This is a genomic window from Janthinobacterium sp. PSPC3-1 (assembly GCF_049896105.1).
In the GTDB taxonomy this organism is placed as follows: Bacteria; Pseudomonadota; Gammaproteobacteria; order Burkholderiales; family Burkholderiaceae_D; genus Janthinobacterium.
In genome coordinates this window covers 114,514-130,312 of the sequence record NZ_JAFCTQ010000018.1, presented here as the reverse complement: position 1 = coordinate 130,312, position 15,799 = coordinate 114,514, and the positions used below count along the sequence as shown (strand labels likewise).

Genomic DNA, 15,799 nt, shown 5'->3' with positions numbered 1-15,799 from the left:
CGCCGCTTCCCAGCGGTGTGAGGCCATCATCTAGCAAATCAACACCCAGTTCAAGACGGCGCTGGCTTTACGCTTACGCTCGGCGTTGACCCACTCGTAAGGAAAATTGACACCTAGCCGCCTCCAGTCGGGTGGATAGGGCAGGTCTATAGCAAGGGATAAGGCAGACTGAGCTAGCCCGGATTTGATGGAGGGTCACCAATTTGAGAAAATAGTGACCTCCAAAGGAATCCTCAACGCCCGGCAAACACCGTCGACGCGATTCTTTCCTGCGTCACGCCTCCACCGGCCAGGTTTTGCGCCGGCACCACCATCACCAGTTCGCCGCCCACGCTGCCGTCATCGTGGTGGTCGATGCGCACTTTCAGCTTGCGGTCGAGGGCCACAAAGGCATTGCGGCTGCTGGCGATGATGCGGTGTTCTTCCTGCTTGCCGATGCGGGCGTACATTGCCGCACCTTCGCGGCGCAATTCCAGCGTGTCGCCGTTGGACAAGTCGTAGCCGCCGGCAAATTGCTTGAATTCGTCGCGCCACATGCGATACGGCCTGGCCGGCAGGTCGATCGACAGGTTATGGGCTGGCACGGCCACGCGCTGGCTTTCCGGGATGGGCTCGCTCTGGTCCTGGCTTTGGCTCTGGGCCTGGGCGGTGCCGGCAAGCGCGAGGGCGAGGGTGGCGCTGAGTAAAACGGATTTCATGATGAACTCTCCATTGGTATTTTTTGACAGGCCGCAGGCATGTGCGGTTTGAACGGACTGGCCTCGATGATGTGACTTGCAAGCAAGACAAGATGCGGGGGCTGGAAGGCAGTCTAGGCAAGGGCGTGGGCGTGCGCATCCTCCATACGGTGGAGATGTGGCAAAAAAGACAGTTTTCTCAGTGCGGCGTGGCGCCAGGATGGGGCAGGCTGGCAACGCATTGGTGGATCAGCGCCATCAATTCGCCCTGGCGCCGGGTGCCGGTCTTGCCGTAGACATGATGCAGATGGGTCTTGACGGTGCTGGCAGTGACGCCGCAATGACTGGCGATGTCGCCGATGGCGTGGCCACGCGCCAGCGCCTGGCAGATATGCGCCTCGCTGGGCGTCAAGGCAAACAGCTGTTGCAGCGCCGGCGCGCAGGTGGTGCAGGCGTCGGGGTCGTGGGCCAGCAGCAGGGCGCAGCGTACGCGCGCCTGCGGGCCGGCTGCAGCCTGGAACGGGGCGACGGTCAGGGTCAGGGGCGCGGCATTGGCGCGCGGCAGTCGCAGCGACTGGCAGGCTGAACAATGCGGCCCGGCCTGGGCGATCACGGCCCGTACCGTGTTGCACAGCTGCGGCGCCACTTGCCAGCGCAGGCCGGCCGTGGGCGGCGGATGCGGGCAGGCGGCGGCCGATGGGCTGAACAGCCTGAGCGCTGCCGCGTTGGCATGCAGCACGTTCAACTGCGCGTCAAGCAGCACCACCGCCACGCCCAGCACGTCCAGCACTTGCGCGCTGTAGTGCTCCACCGCCGCGCCGCCGGCCGGGTAGCGGCGGTATTGCAGCGCCCGCTGTAGATGGGGCAGCAAGGTTTTCATGATTGAAAGCAAGCGTTCCGGCGAGAGGCCGGTCAAAACAGCATAGTCGCCGCGTCAAATCGATGTCAAGCTGGGCATGTTGCCGGTCAATACCGGGCGCGTGGCAAATGCGCGCGAGCAAAGTGTATCCATAGGGTAAGCTTCGTCTGTAAGCTATTTCGCAACTCTATCAAAAATACATGACGCCAATAATGATTCCCGATGTCGCCCTGGTCGACAATACCGAACAACGCACGCCGCTGGTGCTGGTGCTGGACTGCTCCGGCAGCATGGCGGGCGAGCCGATCGACTTCCTGAACCAGGGCCTGGCGCTGCTGGAACAGGAGCTGAAATCGGACGTGATCGCGGCCAAGCGCGTGCGTATCCTGGTGATCCAGTATGGCGAGCACGATGAAGCGATGGTCGCGCGCAACTGGTGCGACGCGATGGACTTCACGGCGCCGCGCCTTGAAGCGAACGGCACCACGCCGACCGGTGCGGCCGTCGAGCTGGCACTGGCCGAGATCGAACAGGAAAAGCTGCGTTTCCGCCAGGCCGGCGTGGCCTACACCCGGCCCTGGCTGTTCCTGATGTCCGATGGCGAGCCGACCGACCGCTGGCAGCGCGGCGCCGAACAGGCGCGTTCCGCCGAGCAGGCCAACAAGGTGGCGATCTTTCCGATTGCCGTGGGCGAGGGCGCCAATCTCGACATGCTGGGACAGTTTTCCAGTCGTGGCGAACGCGGCGTCAAGCAACTGAAGGGCTTGCAGTTCCGCGAACTGTTCCTGTGGCTGAGCGCCAGCATGCAGGTGGTGTCGCAGTCGCGCCCGGGCGCGCAGGCGCAGCTGGCGTCGACCGATGGCTGGTCGGTGGTGCCGACCTGAGATGGCGGCGATTGACTTGAAAGAAACCGGCTGGCGCGTGTTTGGCGCGTCGGTGGCGGGCAAATCGCACCTGGACCAGGGGATACCTTGCCAGGATGCGCATGCACACGTGAAGGTGGGCGCGTCGCTGGTGGCGGTGGTGTGCGATGGCGCCGGTTCCGCGCGGCACAGCGAGCTGGGTGCGCAATTCGTGGCGAACACCTTGGCGCAGGCGCTGGCACATGCACTGCGGCAGGGCGCCAGCATCCAGGACTTGCACGACGGTGCGCTGGCGTATGCCATGGCGCAGGTGCGCGGCGCGCTCGAAGCGCTGGCCGACAACCATGGCGCCGTGCTCGGCGATTACGCCACCACGGTGGTGGGCGCGGTGATGGGGCCGTCGGTGGGCCTGTTTTTTCACCTGGGCGATGGCGTGGGCGTGGCCCAACTGGACGATGGCGGCGAAATCATTTCGCTGCCGGCCAATGGCGAATACGCCAATGAAACCTGGTTTCTCAGCGGCGAACGCTGGCGCGACCAGCTGCGCCTGCTGCCGATACCGCGCTGCGTGCGCGGCCTGGTCCTGATGAGCGACGGCTGCATGCCGTTTGCCATGAGCAAGCACAATGCTGCGCTGTATGCGCCGTTCATGGGCGCGGTGCAAAATTACCTGAGTTGCATGGACGATATCGTGCTGGGTGAACAGGCGCTGGCGCACACCTTGCTGGACCCGCGCACGCACCAGATCACGGGCGACGACAAGACGCTGCTGATCGCCTTGCGCGCATGAGCGTGGGCAAGACGGCAGGACCAGGCGACACCGTCTGGCTGGACGGCAAGCGCAGCCTGGTGCTCGGCAAGCTGATCAAGAGCGGCGGTGCCGGCAGCGTGTATCTGCTGCCCGGTTCGCCCGCGCAGGTAGCCAAGCTCTACCATCCGCATATCGACCTGGCCGCCAACCGGCGCAAGCTGGGCGGCATGCTGGAGCTGACGCCCGAGCTGCCGGACAAACTGGAAAACGGCAAGCGCTACGTGCAGATCGCCTGGCCGCAGGCGGCGGTGCGGGACCGGCAGGGCAACTTCCTCGGCTTTGTGATGCCGCTGCTGGACATGGCGCATACGGCCGAGCTGGAGCAGGTGCTGCAGGAACGCCAGGCGCGCGCGGCCGGCTTGCCGACAGGCCTGGGCGCCAAGGTGACGCTGGCGGCCAACCTGGCCGGCGTGCTGGCGGCGCTGCACCAGCAACAGCATTATGTGGTCGACCTGAAACCGGTCAACCTGCGTTTCTATCGCGATTCTCTCTATATCGCCATGCTCGACTGCGACGGTTTTTCCATCCAGGGCAAGGGCGAGCGCTACAAGGCAGAGCAGTTCACCAGCGACTACCTGGCGCCCGAGTATCAAAGCAAGGGCATGCCGGCCGGCGCGGAAGCGGCGCAGGACCGCTTTGCGCTGGCGGTGGTGATTTTTCAATTGCTGAACTTTGGCATCCATCCCTACAGCGGCCGGCCCGCCAACGCGCAGGTGCCGACCGATCTCCCGGGCCGCATCCGCGCCGGCTGTTATGCGTATGGCGTCAGGCGCCACAAGGCCATCGCGCCCAACGTGACCAGCGGCCACGGCTTGATGCCGCCCGAGGTGCGGGCGCTGTTCGACCGCGCCTTTGGAAAATCGGGCAACGCGCGGCCGTCCGCCAGCGACTGGGCCCAGCTGCTGCGCGGCCTGGCACTGCGCCATGCCGACCCTGGCGCGAACGGCATCGTGGTCTGCCAGGTGAATCCGGAACACCAGCATTTTGCCGGCCTCGCCTGCGCGGCCTGCGCGCGCGACAAGGCGATCGCTGCCGCCGCTGCCGCCTCGCTGCTGGCACAGCCGGTGGTGCGGCGCCAGCCACCAGGGCGTCGCGCGTCCACCGTAACGCCGATCCTTACGCCGGCCCAGGCGCCGATTCCGTCGGCTGGCGTGTCGGGCAAGAGCTGGGTGGTGATCGTGATCCTGATCGTGCTGTTCCTGATCGGCTTTTCCGCCTATACCTCGGCGCCGGGCACGCAGGCGCAAAAGCAGGCCGACGCGGTGCTGGCACAGCAGAATGCCTCGCTGTACCAGCTGCAATGGCAGCAGCGCAGCCGGGTGGTGGCGGAACCATCGGCCGTGCGTGCCAGCATCCGCTTGCTCGACAAAGCGCTGGCGGACCGGCGCGATGCCGACGTGCAGCTGGGCCTGCAATTGCTGGCCAACATGCAACAGGATGAGGGCCGCAGCGACCCCACGCTGTCGCGCCTGCGCCGCACGTTGATGGAAGCGTCCGGCTGGGGCTTCGGCATGGATGCGGCGCAGGCCGACAAATTCCGCGACCAGCTGATTGCCCAGCCGCGCGACTATCTGGTGGCAAACGCCCTGGGCAGCATGCACCTGGGGCTGCGGGAAACCGAGGCCGCGCGCCAGTATTTCGAGCAGGCGATCTGGGCGCTGCCGACCGACGCCGTGGCCTGGCTGGGCCTGTCGGCCACGGCGCTGCGCGGCAACGATGGCAAGCTGGCCATGCGCATGGCGGCCTTCGCCTACCTGGCCGCCGTGCGCCATCCGGAAGCGGGCGGGCAGGGCAATATCGACATGCGCATTCAGCGCACCACCGCCATGCTGGGCCTGGCCATGCCGCCCGAGACCCGCAAGCAGTGGACAGCGGTGCTGGCGGACGGACAGCAGGAAATGTTTCGGCTGGCCGCCTTGCCGCGGCTGGCCGACCGGCCTGCCGGCGTCGAGCGCGACAGCTTGCGGGCCGTCCACTACGATGATGACGGCCCGCTCAAGCTGGCCGGCGACAGCACGCTGACGATCAGCATCGATGCATCCGGCCTGCCGCAAAAAATCGTCGCCAGCAAACCGGCCCACGAAAAGCTCAATAACGCGTGGCTGGAGCAGGCCAGGAAATGGCGCTACCTGCCTGCCATCAGCCACGGCAACCTGCAGGCGTCGACGGTGGAAGTGCTGGTGCGCTACCGCGACGGCAAGAGCAGTTTCAGCCCGGCGCCAACGCCAGCGGCAGCGGCAGGGGACGCATCGTGAAACCGGGCGACACCATCGTCTTGGAGGATGGGCAAGCCCTGGTACTTGGCAAGCTGATCAAGAGCGGCGGCGCGGGCAGCGTGTATCTGCTGCCCGGCTCACCTGCCCAGGTGGCCAAGCTCTATCACCCGCACCTGGACCGCGAGGCCAACCGCAAGAAGCTGGCCGCCATGTTGAATTTGTCGCCGGAATTGCCGGACCAGCTGGAAAACGGCAAGCGCTACGTGCAGATCGCCTGGCCCCAGGCGGCGGTGCGCGACCGGCAGGGCAACTTCCTCGGCTTTGTCATGCCTTTGCTGGACATGGCGCACACGGCCGAGCTGGAACAACTGCTGCAAGAGCGCCAGGCGCGCGCGGCCGGCTTGCCGACCGGGCTGGGGGCGAAGATGACGCTGGCGGCCAACCTGGCCGGCGTGCTGGCGGCGCTGCACCAGCAACACCATTATGTGGTCGACCTGAAACCGGTCAACCTGCGCTTCTACCGCGATTCCCTGTATATCGCCATGCTCGACTACGACGGCTTTTCCATCCAAGGGCGCGATGAGCGCTACCGCGCGGAACAGTTCACCACCGATTACCTGGCGCCCGAGTGCCAGGGCAAGGGCATGCCGGCGGGGGCGGAAGCGGCGCAGGACCGCTTTGCGCTGGCGGTGGTGATTTTCCAGTTGCTGAACTTCGGCATCCATCCCTATGGCGGCCGGGCCGCCAGTACCCTGGCGCCGACCGAGATTGGGGCGCGCATCCGCGACGGTTACTATCCGCATGGCATCAAGCCGCACCGCGATATCGTGCCGAACGTCACCAGTGGCCATGCGCTGATGCCGCCGGAGCTGCGTACCCTGTTCGACCGCGCCTTTGCCGGCCCGGCGCACGAGCGGCCATCGGCGCCCGAGTGGATGCGGCTGCTGCGCCGCTACGCGCTGCGCAATGCCGACCCATCGTCGAATGCGCTGGTGGTCTGCCGGGCCTATCCCGAACACCAGCATTTTGCCGGCCTGGGCTGTGCCGCCTGCGCGCGCGTGGAAGCGATTGCCGCTGCGGCGGCGGACGCCTCGGCCGCCAGACAACAGCTGCAGGCACTGGCGCAGGCACAGCTGCCGACGATTTCCGCCACGCACTACCTTTATACCGGGGCACCGCTGACACGGCGCGCCTCGCTGGGCACGCCGGCCCTTCCGCCGCGCTGGTCGCTGGCCATCTCGGGCAGAAGCTGGACCCTGATCGTGGTGCTGGTGGCGCTGCTGCTGTTCGGCTTCAGCCTGTATACCTCGTCGCGCAACCAGGCTGCGCAGCAAGTGGCCGCGCCCGCGCAGGCGCAGCCCGACAGTTCGGTGCGGCTGCTGGCATGGCAGCGGCGCGCCAGCACGGGCACCGAGCCGTCTTCGGTGCGCATCGCCATTCGCGCGCTGGAACAGGCGATGGCGAACAAGCGCAACGATGAAGTGCTGCTGGGCCTGCAAATGCTGTACCGCATGCAGCCCGATGACAAAAGCAAGGCGACGGCGATGGAGCGCTTGCGCCGCAGCATGATGGAAACCGCCATCCTGCCGTCGGCCATGGACGAGCGCCTGGCGGACGCCTACCGTGACCAGCTGATTGCCGATCCGCGCGACCATATGGTGGCGTCCGTGCTGGGCCGCATGCATCTGGCGGCCAACGAGCCGTTGGCCGCGCGCCAGTATTTTGAACAGGCCATCTGGGCGAGGCCGGCCGATGGCGTCGCCTGGCTGGGACTGGCGGCCATCTCGGTGCGCCGCAAGCAGGGCCTGCCGTCCTTGCGACAGGCCGTGCTGGGACTGGTCGTTGCGCAAAGCCAGGCGGATGCGGCTGGCAAGGAAGAGGCCGGCAAGCGCATGGAGCGCGCGGCCAGCATCCTGGGCCTGGGCATGGCGCCGGACCGCCTGGCCGAATGGCAGGCCACCCTGGCCTACGCCGGCGAAGTCGCGCGCGGCGTGCTTGAAACCGTGCCGCCACCGGAGCGTGCGGCTGCGGTGGAGCTGGACTCCCTGCAACCGCTATCGTATGACGAGAATGCCGCCACCGGCAAGCTGAGCGGCGAGAACACGCTCACCATCGCCTTCGATGCGGCCGGCGTGCCGCAGAGCATCACCGGCAGCCAGCCCGCGCACCAGCGCCTGAACGAGGCCTGGCTGGAAGCGGCCAGGCAATGGCGCTACCTGCCGGCCGTGCGGCGTGGCGACTTGCAGCCGTCTTCGGTGCAGGTCGTGGTGCGCTATGCCGGCGGCAAGATGGCGTTCAGGCCGGCGTCGCCGCAAGTCACTACTATTGGAGTTGGAGAAAACAGATGATCGCATTAGCTACCTTGGCCCGGCTGCTGCCGCTGTTGCTGCTGGCCTGGCCGGCCACGGCGCGGATGGAAATCGTGCAGAGGCAAGTGATTGCGGCCATTTCAAGCGAACCGGACAGCGAAGGCGCCGATGTGCTGACCCTGGCGGCCCCCACCGGCTGCGGCGGCAACCAGTTGCGCATGGATGCCCGGACACTGGGCATGAATGATGCCGACTATGCGGCCATGAAGCCGGAGCTGGCCAAGCGCATCCGTGACAAAACGCCGCTGCTGCTCAGCCTGGATGGCTGCCCCCGGCCGGGCAGCACCGGCGAGGCGGCGGTGCCCGTGATCCGCAAGCTGGTCGGCTGCTCGCCGTCCTTGTGTGCGGACGGCAAGGCGCGCCTGTATCTCGATGAAAACCTGTTTCCGCAAGAGCGGCGCCGTGCGCCCTATGCGCTGGTAGTGCCGCTGCCGCCGGGCAAGCAAAAGAATACCTGGAAGGTCGATATTTTTACTGTGCAGCAAGGCAAGACCTTGCGCCTGGCGACCCATGTCGATGGCCCCGACTATGTGTATGGCAATCGCGTCGGCGGCTACACTTTTTATTATCCGAACGGCCAGGTCGAACAGCGGGTGCCGCAAAACGCCCATGGCCGGCAGGAAGGCGAGTCCGTCAGCTTTTATGAGGATGGCACGGTGCGGTCGCGCAGCCACTGGCGCGACGGCTTGCCGGAAGGCACGCAAAGCGACTATCACAAGACGGGCCAGCTGCGCGAAGCCGTCGAATACCGCAATGGCGCGCGGCTCGACGGCCCCGCCGAGACCTTCGATGAAGACGGCAAGCTGCGCACGCGCATGACGTATCTCGACGGCAAGCTGGAAGGCGAGATGCTGACGTATTACCCGGATGGCACGGTGGCCAGCCGCAATGTCATGAACAAGGGAAAATTCAACGGCCCCAGCGCCATTTACTATCGCGACGGCAAGGTGCGCAGCACCGTCAACCAGATCAACGATGCGCCCGAGGGCGAAGAGCGCGAGTATCACCCGGACGGAAAACTGGCCAGCCTGCGGGTCTACAGCGACAATGGCGTGCTGCGCAGCGACCAGCAATACAATGAGCAAGGCGTGCTGCGCGTGCAGCGGCAGTGGGACAGGCGCCAGCGTGAGCAGGGCAGCTTCCGCTCATGGTACGACAACGGCAAGCCGCAGCAGCTGGTAGAGTATGTCGACGGCCAGCGCGAGGGCTGGAGCCGCACATGGCGCGAGGATGGCAGCGTGGAAAGCGAGTGCCGGTTTGTGAAGGGGGAGGGGCAGGGGTGCGGCAACTGATGCTACCGCACCTGTGATTGCTTACCGATGCGGCGGCGTCAGCACGCTGGCGATCGCCTTTGGCAAGGTCTCGGGATAATCGCGGCTGAAGTGCAGGCCACGGCTTTCGCGGCGCGACAGGGCGCTGTTGACGATCATCGAGGCGACGTCGACCAGATTGCGCAGTTCCAGCAAATCATGGGTGATGCGGAAATTGCGGTAGTACTCGTCGATCTCTTCCTTGAGCAGCGCGATGCGATGCTGGGCTCGCTCCAGACGCTTGGTGGTGCGCACGATGCCGACATAGTTCCACATGAAGCGGCGCAATTCGTCCCAGTTGTGGGCAATCACCACTTCCTCGTCGGCATCGGTGACCCGGCTTTCATCCCAGTCGGGCAGATACGGCGTGCCCAGTTTTTCCTTGCTTTCGATATCCTGGGCGCAGGCGCGGCCGATCACGATGCATTCCAGCAGGGAATTGCTGGCCAGGCGGTTCGCGCCATGCAGGCCGGTACAGGCCGTTTCGCCCACCGCATACAGGCCTGGCAGGTCGGCGCGGCCGGCCAGGTCCGTCACCACGCCGCCGCAGGTGTAGTGGGCGGCCGGCACGATGGGAATCGGCTGCTTGGTGATGTCGATGCCCAGTTCCAGGCAGCGCGCGTAAATGGTGGGGAAATGTTCGATCAGGAACTCGGCCGGCTTGTGGCTGATGTCCAGGTGCACGTAGTCGAGGCCGCGTTTCTTGATCTCGAAGTCGATGGCGCGCGCCACCACATCGCGTGGCGCCAGTTCGGCCCGCTCGTCGTGGGCCAGCATGAAGCGCTGGCCGGCCGCCGCGCCCGCTTCCGGCGGCAACTTGAGCAAGCCGCCTTCGCCACGGATCGCTTCGGTGATCAGGAAAGACTTGGCATACGGGTGGTACAAACAGGTCGGGTGGAACTGGATGAATTCCATGTTCGACACGCGGCAGCCGGCGCGCCAGGCCATGGCGATGCCGTCGCCGCTGGCGGTGTCCGGATTGGTGGTATATAAATACACCTTGCCGGCGCCGCCCGTGGCCAGCACGGTGTGTTCGGCGGCAAAGGTCAGTACCTTGCCGGTCTGCTCGTCCTGCACATACAGGCCGTGACAGTGCGGCTGGGCATTGCGCTGCACCGGCTTCATGCCCAGCTTGTCGGAGGTGATCAGGTCGATCGCGCAATGGTGTTCGAACAGGGTGATATTCGGATGGGCGCGGACTTTTTCTTCCAGGGTCACTTGCACGGCATGGCCGGTGGCATCGGCCGCGTGGATGATGCGGCGCTGGCTGTGGCCGCCTTCGCGCGTCAGGTGAAAGCCCAGCTCGGCCGAAGCGTCGCGCGTAAACGGCACGCCTTGCTCGATCAGCCATTCGATCGCTTCGCGGCCGTGCTCGACGATATAGCGCGTGGCGCTCTCGTCGCACAGGCCGCCGCCGGCGATCAGGGTATCTTCGATATGCTGCTGGTGGCTGTCTCCGGAGTCGAGCACGGCGGCGATGCCGCCCTGTGCCCAGTTGCTGGCGCCATCGAGCAGCGCACGTTTTGAAATGATCGCGACGGTGCGCGTCTCCGCCAAATGCAGTGCAACCGAGAGACCCGCCAGGCCACTGCCGACAATCGCTACATCAAATTTCATGACATTTATATTTATTTTAGGGGAAGCATACTATAGTCCATTTCACATGATACGGACATGTGTTGAGATAAATTCTGTGAATCAAAGATAGCTGCGGTTGCGGTTTGCGACTCATCAAGGCTTGGGTTGAACAGTTCGCCATGATGGCAAGACCAGTTCCAGTCTGCCAGTTTCCTGGTAGCAGTGGCCTTGCTTTCGGGGGAGACATGATCCGCATATTCAGCCATTACGTGTCGAAGACAGCCTTTGTGCTGTTATTGCTGGAAATTTTGATACTGCTGTTTTCAGCGACCTTCACCTCCCTGATCGGGCTGGCCGACAGCCGTGGCGTGCTGCGCGCGGGTGAAATTTATCTGGCCTCGTCGATCTTCGCGCTGGTGATCGTGTTGTCGATGAGTGCGCTGGGCATGTACCAGCACCGCTCGCGCGAGGATATCCGCAACACCCTGCTGCGCATCCTGCCGGCGTTCGCCCTCGGTTTCGCGGTGCTCAGCCTGCTGGTGCGTTTCGTGCCGTCGCTGCATTTCGGGCGCGGCAGCGTGATCATCTTCGGCCTGGGCGCCATCGGCGTGCTGCTGGCGCGGCTGGTGGTGTTCAAATCGTCGCAGTCGGCGCTGATGGAAGGACGTTTGATCCTGGTCGGCGGCGGCGCGCTGGCCAGGGAGTGCATGGACCTGGCGGCCAGCAAGATCGGTTTCCATCAATTCACGGTGGTGGGCTGCATGAATGTGCCGGGCGAACAGTGCTGCGTGCCGGCCTCGTCCATGTTGCCGGCCGGTTTGTCGCTGCTGGCCATGGCCCGGCGCTACGACGCCCAGGAAATCGTGGTGTCCGTCAGCGACCGGCGCAACGGCGCCTTTCCCGCGCGCCAGTTGCTCGAATGCGCGCTGGGTGGCGTGCGCGTGATCGACGCGGCCACGTTTTTCGAGCGCGAAACCTGCCAGATCCGCATCGATTCCCTGCAACCGAGCTATCTGATCTATGGCGGCGGTTTCGACCAGAGTTTTTTCCGTGCCGCCTCGAAGCGCCTGTTCGACCTGGCCGCCAGCGCCACCATTTTCGTCGCCTCGCTGCCTGTAATGCTGATCACCATGTTGTGCATCCGGCTGGAAGACGGCGGCCCGGTATTTTACGAGCAGGAAAGGGTGGGGCTGGACGGCGTGCCCTTCAATGTATTGAAATTTCGCAGCATGCGCTGCGATGCCGAGCGCGACGGCACGCCGACCTGGGCCCAGGCCAATGACAGCCGCGTGACGCGCGTGGGCCACTGGATACGCAAGCTGCGCATCGACGAATTGCCGCAGATGCTCAATGTGTTTCGCGGCGAAATGAGTTTTGTCGGGCCGCGGCCGGAACGGGCCTTTTTTGTCGACCAGCTCAAGGAGCAGGTGCCTTATTACAATATCCGCCACAGCATCAAGCCCGGCATCACGGGCCTGGCCCAGGTGCGCTACCAGTACGGCGCCTCGGTCGACGACGCCGTCAAGAAGCTGCAATACGATCTGTATTATGTGAAAAACAACAGCCTGTTCCTCGACCTGCTGATCCTGCTGGAAACGGTGCAGGTGGTGCTTTTCGGCAAGGGTAGCCGGTGAACTCGGAGCCGGTCTTGCTGGCCGTGGCCGACGCGGCCGCGCTCAGCCACGGTGTCGCTTCGCTGGCGTTTTTCCTGCTCTCCCTTTTATTGATCAGCAACTGGCGCGCACGCCGGCATGCGCGCGCCTTGCTGGCCGCCTGCCTGGTGACGGGCGCGTGGGCCACCGGGGTGGTGGTGCTGGTGCTGCTGGAGCGGCGCTGGTCGCTGTTTGGCGATGGCCTGGAATTGCTGCGCACCCTGGCCTGGCTGGTGTTCCTGCTGCTGCTGATCGCGCCGTCGCGCGCGCGCCTGCTGGCCCTGGTGGCGGGCGGAACCGGCGTGGCGGCGATCGGCCTGGTGCTGTGGTGGTCGGTCTTGCCGCAGCTGGACGCCGCTCAGGCCGCGCTGGCGCGGACCGCCGCCATCGCCTGCCGCTTGCTGTTGGCCGTGCTCGGCATGCTGCTGGTGGAACAGTGGTACCGCAACACGCCGCCGCTCAAGCGCTGGGGCATCAAGTTTGCGTGCCTGGGCGTGGGCGGCCTGTTTGCCTATGATTTTTACCTGTACAGCGACGCGCTGCTGTTTCGCGAGATCAATGACGATATCTGGGCCGCGCGCGGCATCGTCGATGCGCTGTGCGCGCCGCTCCTGGGCGTGTCGGCGGCGCGCAATCCGGGCTGGGCGCTGGGCTTGTCGGTGTCGCGCCAGATGCTGTTCCGTTCGGCCGCCTTGCTCGGTTCGGCCATCTACCTGCTGGCGATGGCGGCCAGCGCTTATTATTTGCGCTATTTCGGCGGCGCCTGGGGTTCCTTGATGCAGATGGCCTACCTGGGCGGCGCCATGCTGCTGCTGGCCGGCGTGCTGTTTTCGGGCGCCTTGCGCGCCAAGCTCAAGGTGTTTATCAATAAACATTTTTACAAGGCGATCTTTGACTACCGCGAAGAATGGCTGCGCTTTACGCGCGCCTTGTCCGAAGATGGCCCGGCCCTGGGCGAACGCACCATCCAGGCGGTGGCGCAACTGGTGGAAAGCCCGGCTGGCGGCCTGTGGATCGTGCGCGAGGCGGGCGTGTTGACACCGGTGGCCAGCTGGAACTGGCCGCCGCAGCTGCCGTTCGAAGCGGCGGATGGTTCCCTGTGCCGCTTCCTGGAAGCGCGGCAATGGGTGACCGAGGTGGCCGACTGCCAGCGATCGCCGCAGCACTACGGCGGCCTGGTATTGCCGCCGGCGCTGCTGGCGCTGCCCGCCATCTGGCTGCTGGTGCCCTTGATGCTGCACGGAAAACTGTTCGGCGTGGTGGCGCTGGCCCGGCCACGCGCGCGCATCGGCCTGAACTGGGAAATCCGCGATGTGCTGAAAATTGCCGGCAGCCAGGCCGCCAGCTACCTGGCGCACCGCGAATCGCTCGATACCCTGACGGTGGCGCGCCAGTTCGAATCGTTCAACCGCATGTCGACCTTTATCGTGCATGACCTGAAAAACCTGGTGTTTCAATTGTCGCTGCTGCTCAGCAACGCGGAAAAGCATCGCGCCAATCCGGCTTTCCAGGAAGACATGCTGGCCACGCTGGAGCATTCCGTGCAGAAAATGAAGACCCTGCTGCAGAAGCTGGCGCGCGGCGAAGCGCACGATGCGCCCGCGCCCTTGCGGCTGGACGGCCTGCTGCAACTGGCGGTGGCCGCCAAGGCCAGCCTGGAACCAAGGCCGCAACTGGAAATTGTCGATGGCGAACTGACGGTGCTGGCCGACCGCCTGCGCCTGGAGCGGGTACTGGGCCACTTGATCCAGAACGCCATCGAGGCCACCGCCAGCAGCGGCCGGGTGGCCGTGCTGCTACGGCGTGAACAACGCACGGCGGTGGTTGAACTGAGCGATACCGGCGCCGGCATGAGCGAGCAATTCATCCGCGAGCGCCTGTTCAAGCCGTTCGACACCACCAAGACGGCGGGCATGGGCATCGGCGTGTTCGAAAGCCGCGAATATATCCGCGAAGTGGGCGGCAGCCTGGAAGTGCGCAGCGAGCCGCAGGTGGGCACCACCTTTCGCGTGATCCTGCCGCTGCATCCCGCCTGACACACCGCTGAAGCGCAAAGGAAACCACATGGGCAAGCAGAAACTGCTGGTGATCGAAGACGATCCCGGCCTGCAAAAGCAGTTGCAATGGAGTTTTGACGGCTACGAGGTGCTGCTGGCGGGCGAGCGCGAGGCGGCGCTGGCGCAGGTCAGGCGCCACCAGCCGGCCGTCGTCACGATGGACCTGGGCCTGCCGCCCGACCCGGATGGCGCCACCGAGGGGCTGGCCACCTTGCAGCAGATCCTGGCGCTGGCGCCCGACACCAAGATCATTGTCTTGTCGGGCAACCAGGAACGCGCGCATGCGTTAAAGGCGATCGCCCTGGGCGCCTATGATTTTCACCAGAAACCGTTCGACGCCGACATGCTGGGCCTGGTGATCGCGCGGGCGTTTTATCTGCACGCGATGCAGCAGGAAAACCGCCGCATGCTGCAGACCCAGGCCGACTCGCCGCTGGCCGGCATCGTCAGCCGCGACCCCGGCATGCTGAAACTGTGCCGCAGCGTGGAAAAAGTGGCGCCGTCGTCGGCCAGCGTGATGCTGCTGGGCGATTCGGGCAGCGGCAAGGAGCTGATCGCGCGCGGCCTGCATGCGCTCAGCAGCCGCAGCGGCCAGCGCTTTGTCGCCATCAATTGCGCGGCGATTCCCGAACACCTGCTCGAAAGCGAGCTGTTCGGTTATGAGCGGGGCGCGTTTACCGGCGCTGCGCGGCAAACCCTGGGCAAGATCGAACTGGCCCATGGCGGTACCTTTTTTCTCGACGAGATCGGCGACATGCCGCTGGCGCTGCAGGCGAAATTGCTGCGTTTTTTGCAGGAACGCGTGATCGAGAGGGTGGGCGGGCGCGGCGAGATCGCGGTCGATGTGCGCATCATCTGCGCCACCCACCAGGACCTCAAGGCGCTGGCCGGCCAGGGCCGTTTCCGCGAAGACCTGTATTACCGCCTCAGCGAAATCGTGCTGCGCATTCCGCCGCTGCGCGAGCGGGCCGGCGACAGCGCCTTGCTGGCCCACCATTTCAAGAACAAGTTCTGCGCCAGCGAAGGGCGCACCAGCCTGCATTTCAGCAATGACGCACTGCAGGCGATCGAGTCGTATGACTGGCCCGGCAATGTGCGCGAAGTGGAAAACTGCATCAAGCGCGCCGTCATCATGTGCGACGGCCCGCACATCACGGTCGACGACCTGGGCTTGCCCGAGCATGCGCACGCCGCGGCGCCGGACGAGAGCATCAACCTGCGCCAGGCGCGCGATGCGGCCGAATACAAGGTCATGGTACGCGCGCTGGCGCGGGCCGACGGCAATATCGTCAAGGCGGCCGAACTGCTGGGCGTGAGCCGTCCGACCCTGTACGACCTGATGAACCACCACGGCATCAAATAGCCGGTTGCTTGCCCGGCATGTATCAATATCAAGTTTGTGTATGG

The 15,799-nt window shown here is 65.2% G+C and carries 11 protein-coding genes; 8 read left to right on the top strand and 3 right to left on the bottom strand.

Going from position 1 to position 15,799, the window contains the following annotated elements:
- Positions 1–233 precede the first annotated feature (233 nt).
- A complete protein-coding gene (locus tag ACP7B7_RS19005) occupies positions 234–698 on the bottom strand; it encodes a hypothetical protein (protein ID WP_308921041.1) in 465 nt (154 codons plus the stop codon).
- Positions 699–876: 178 nt separating this feature from the next.
- On the bottom strand, positions 877–1,557 hold the full coding sequence (locus tag ACP7B7_RS19000; RefSeq protein ID WP_308921042.1) for a helix-turn-helix transcriptional regulator: 681 nt from the start codon (positions 1,555–1,557) through the stop codon (positions 877–879).
- A gap of 179 nt (positions 1,558–1,736) precedes the next feature.
- Between ACP7B7_RS19000 and ACP7B7_RS18995 the strand changes: the two genes are divergently transcribed.
- The 5 genes from ACP7B7_RS18995 to ACP7B7_RS18975 are packed head-to-tail and all read left to right on the top strand — an operon-like array spanning position 1,737 to position 9,087.
- Positions 1,737–2,420 carry a vWA domain-containing protein gene (locus ACP7B7_RS18995; RefSeq protein ID WP_308921043.1) on the top strand — a complete coding sequence of 228 codons (684 nt, stop codon included), beginning with the start codon at positions 1,737–1,739 and terminating at the stop codon, positions 2,418–2,420.
- Between the two features lies 1 nt (position 2,421).
- The gene (locus ACP7B7_RS18990; RefSeq protein WP_426077699.1) at positions 2,422–3,189 is read left to right on the top strand and encodes a PP2C family serine/threonine-protein phosphatase; all 768 of its coding nucleotides are present in this window, start codon (positions 2,422–2,424) and stop codon (positions 3,187–3,189) included.
- Positions 3,186–5,465, top strand: coding sequence for a hypothetical protein (locus tag ACP7B7_RS18985; protein ID WP_426077703.1), 2,280 nt, complete (start codon positions 3,186–3,188; stop codon positions 5,463–5,465). Before ACP7B7_RS18990 ends, ACP7B7_RS18985 begins: the two co-directional genes overlap by 4 nt.
- Positions 5,462–7,774 (top strand): hypothetical protein, encoded by a 2,313-nt coding sequence (locus tag ACP7B7_RS18980; RefSeq protein ID WP_426077698.1) that lies wholly within the window; start codon positions 5,462–5,464, stop codon positions 7,772–7,774. The genes ACP7B7_RS18985 and ACP7B7_RS18980 overlap by 4 nt, the downstream gene beginning before the upstream one ends.
- On the top strand, positions 7,771–9,087 hold the full coding sequence (locus ACP7B7_RS18975; protein ID WP_426077697.1) for a toxin-antitoxin system YwqK family antitoxin: 1,317 nt from the start codon (positions 7,771–7,773) through the stop codon (positions 9,085–9,087). The genes ACP7B7_RS18980 and ACP7B7_RS18975 overlap by 4 nt, the downstream gene beginning before the upstream one ends.
- A 21-nt stretch (positions 9,088–9,108) precedes the next feature.
- On the opposite strand, the gene nadB is transcribed toward ACP7B7_RS18975, so the two are convergent.
- On the bottom strand, positions 9,109–10,722 hold the full coding sequence (gene nadB, locus ACP7B7_RS18970) for an L-aspartate oxidase (RefSeq protein ID WP_426077696.1): 1,614 nt from the start codon (positions 10,720–10,722) through the stop codon (positions 9,109–9,111).
- Between the two features lie 206 nt (positions 10,723–10,928).
- Here nadB and ACP7B7_RS18965 point away from each other — a divergent pair, with 206 nt between their 5' ends.
- From ACP7B7_RS18965 to prsR, 3 genes are read left to right on the top strand one after another with little or no spacing between them, the layout of a single operon-like run.
- Positions 10,929–12,317, top strand: coding sequence for a TIGR03013 family XrtA/PEP-CTERM system glycosyltransferase (locus ACP7B7_RS18965; RefSeq protein ID WP_426077695.1), 1,389 nt, complete (start codon positions 10,929–10,931; stop codon positions 12,315–12,317).
- Positions 12,314–14,371 carry an XrtA/PEP-CTERM system histidine kinase PrsK gene (gene prsK, locus ACP7B7_RS18960; protein WP_426077694.1) on the top strand — a complete coding sequence of 686 codons (2,058 nt, stop codon included), beginning with the start codon at positions 12,314–12,316 and terminating at the stop codon, positions 14,369–14,371. The genes ACP7B7_RS18965 and prsK overlap by 4 nt, the downstream gene beginning before the upstream one ends.
- Before the next feature lie 28 nt (positions 14,372–14,399).
- Positions 14,400–15,755, top strand: a complete 1,356-nt coding sequence (prsR, locus tag ACP7B7_RS18955) for a PEP-CTERM-box response regulator transcription factor (RefSeq protein ID WP_426077693.1) — start codon at positions 14,400–14,402, stop codon at positions 15,753–15,755.
- Positions 15,756–15,799: the final 44 nt, after the last annotated feature.

Bases quoted from the DNA above. Each gene is read 5' to 3' on its own strand.
- ACP7B7_RS19005 (WP_308921041.1), bottom strand. From the start codon at position 698: ATGAAATCCGTTTTACTCAGCGCCACCCTCGCCCTCGCGCTTGCCGGC.
- ACP7B7_RS19000 (WP_308921042.1), bottom strand. From the start codon at position 1,557: ATGAAAACCTTGCTGCCCCATCTACAGCGGGCGCTGCAATACCGCCGC.
- ACP7B7_RS18995 (WP_308921043.1), top strand. From the start codon at position 1,737: ATGACGCCAATAATGATTCCCGATGTCGCCCTGGTCGACAATACCGAA.
- ACP7B7_RS18990 (WP_426077699.1), top strand. From the start codon at position 2,422: ATGGCGGCGATTGACTTGAAAGAAACCGGCTGGCGCGTGTTTGGCGCG.
- ACP7B7_RS18985 (WP_426077703.1), top strand. From the start codon at position 3,186: ATGAGCGTGGGCAAGACGGCAGGACCAGGCGACACCGTCTGGCTGGAC.
- ACP7B7_RS18975 (WP_426077697.1), top strand. From the start codon at position 7,771: ATGATCGCATTAGCTACCTTGGCCCGGCTGCTGCCGCTGTTGCTGCTG.
- nadB (WP_426077696.1), bottom strand. From the start codon at position 10,722: ATGAAATTTGATGTAGCGATTGTCGGCAGTGGCCTGGCGGGTCTCTCG.
- ACP7B7_RS18965 (WP_426077695.1), top strand. From the start codon at position 10,929: ATGATCCGCATATTCAGCCATTACGTGTCGAAGACAGCCTTTGTGCTG.
- prsR (WP_426077693.1), top strand. From the start codon at position 14,400: ATGGGCAAGCAGAAACTGCTGGTGATCGAAGACGATCCCGGCCTGCAA.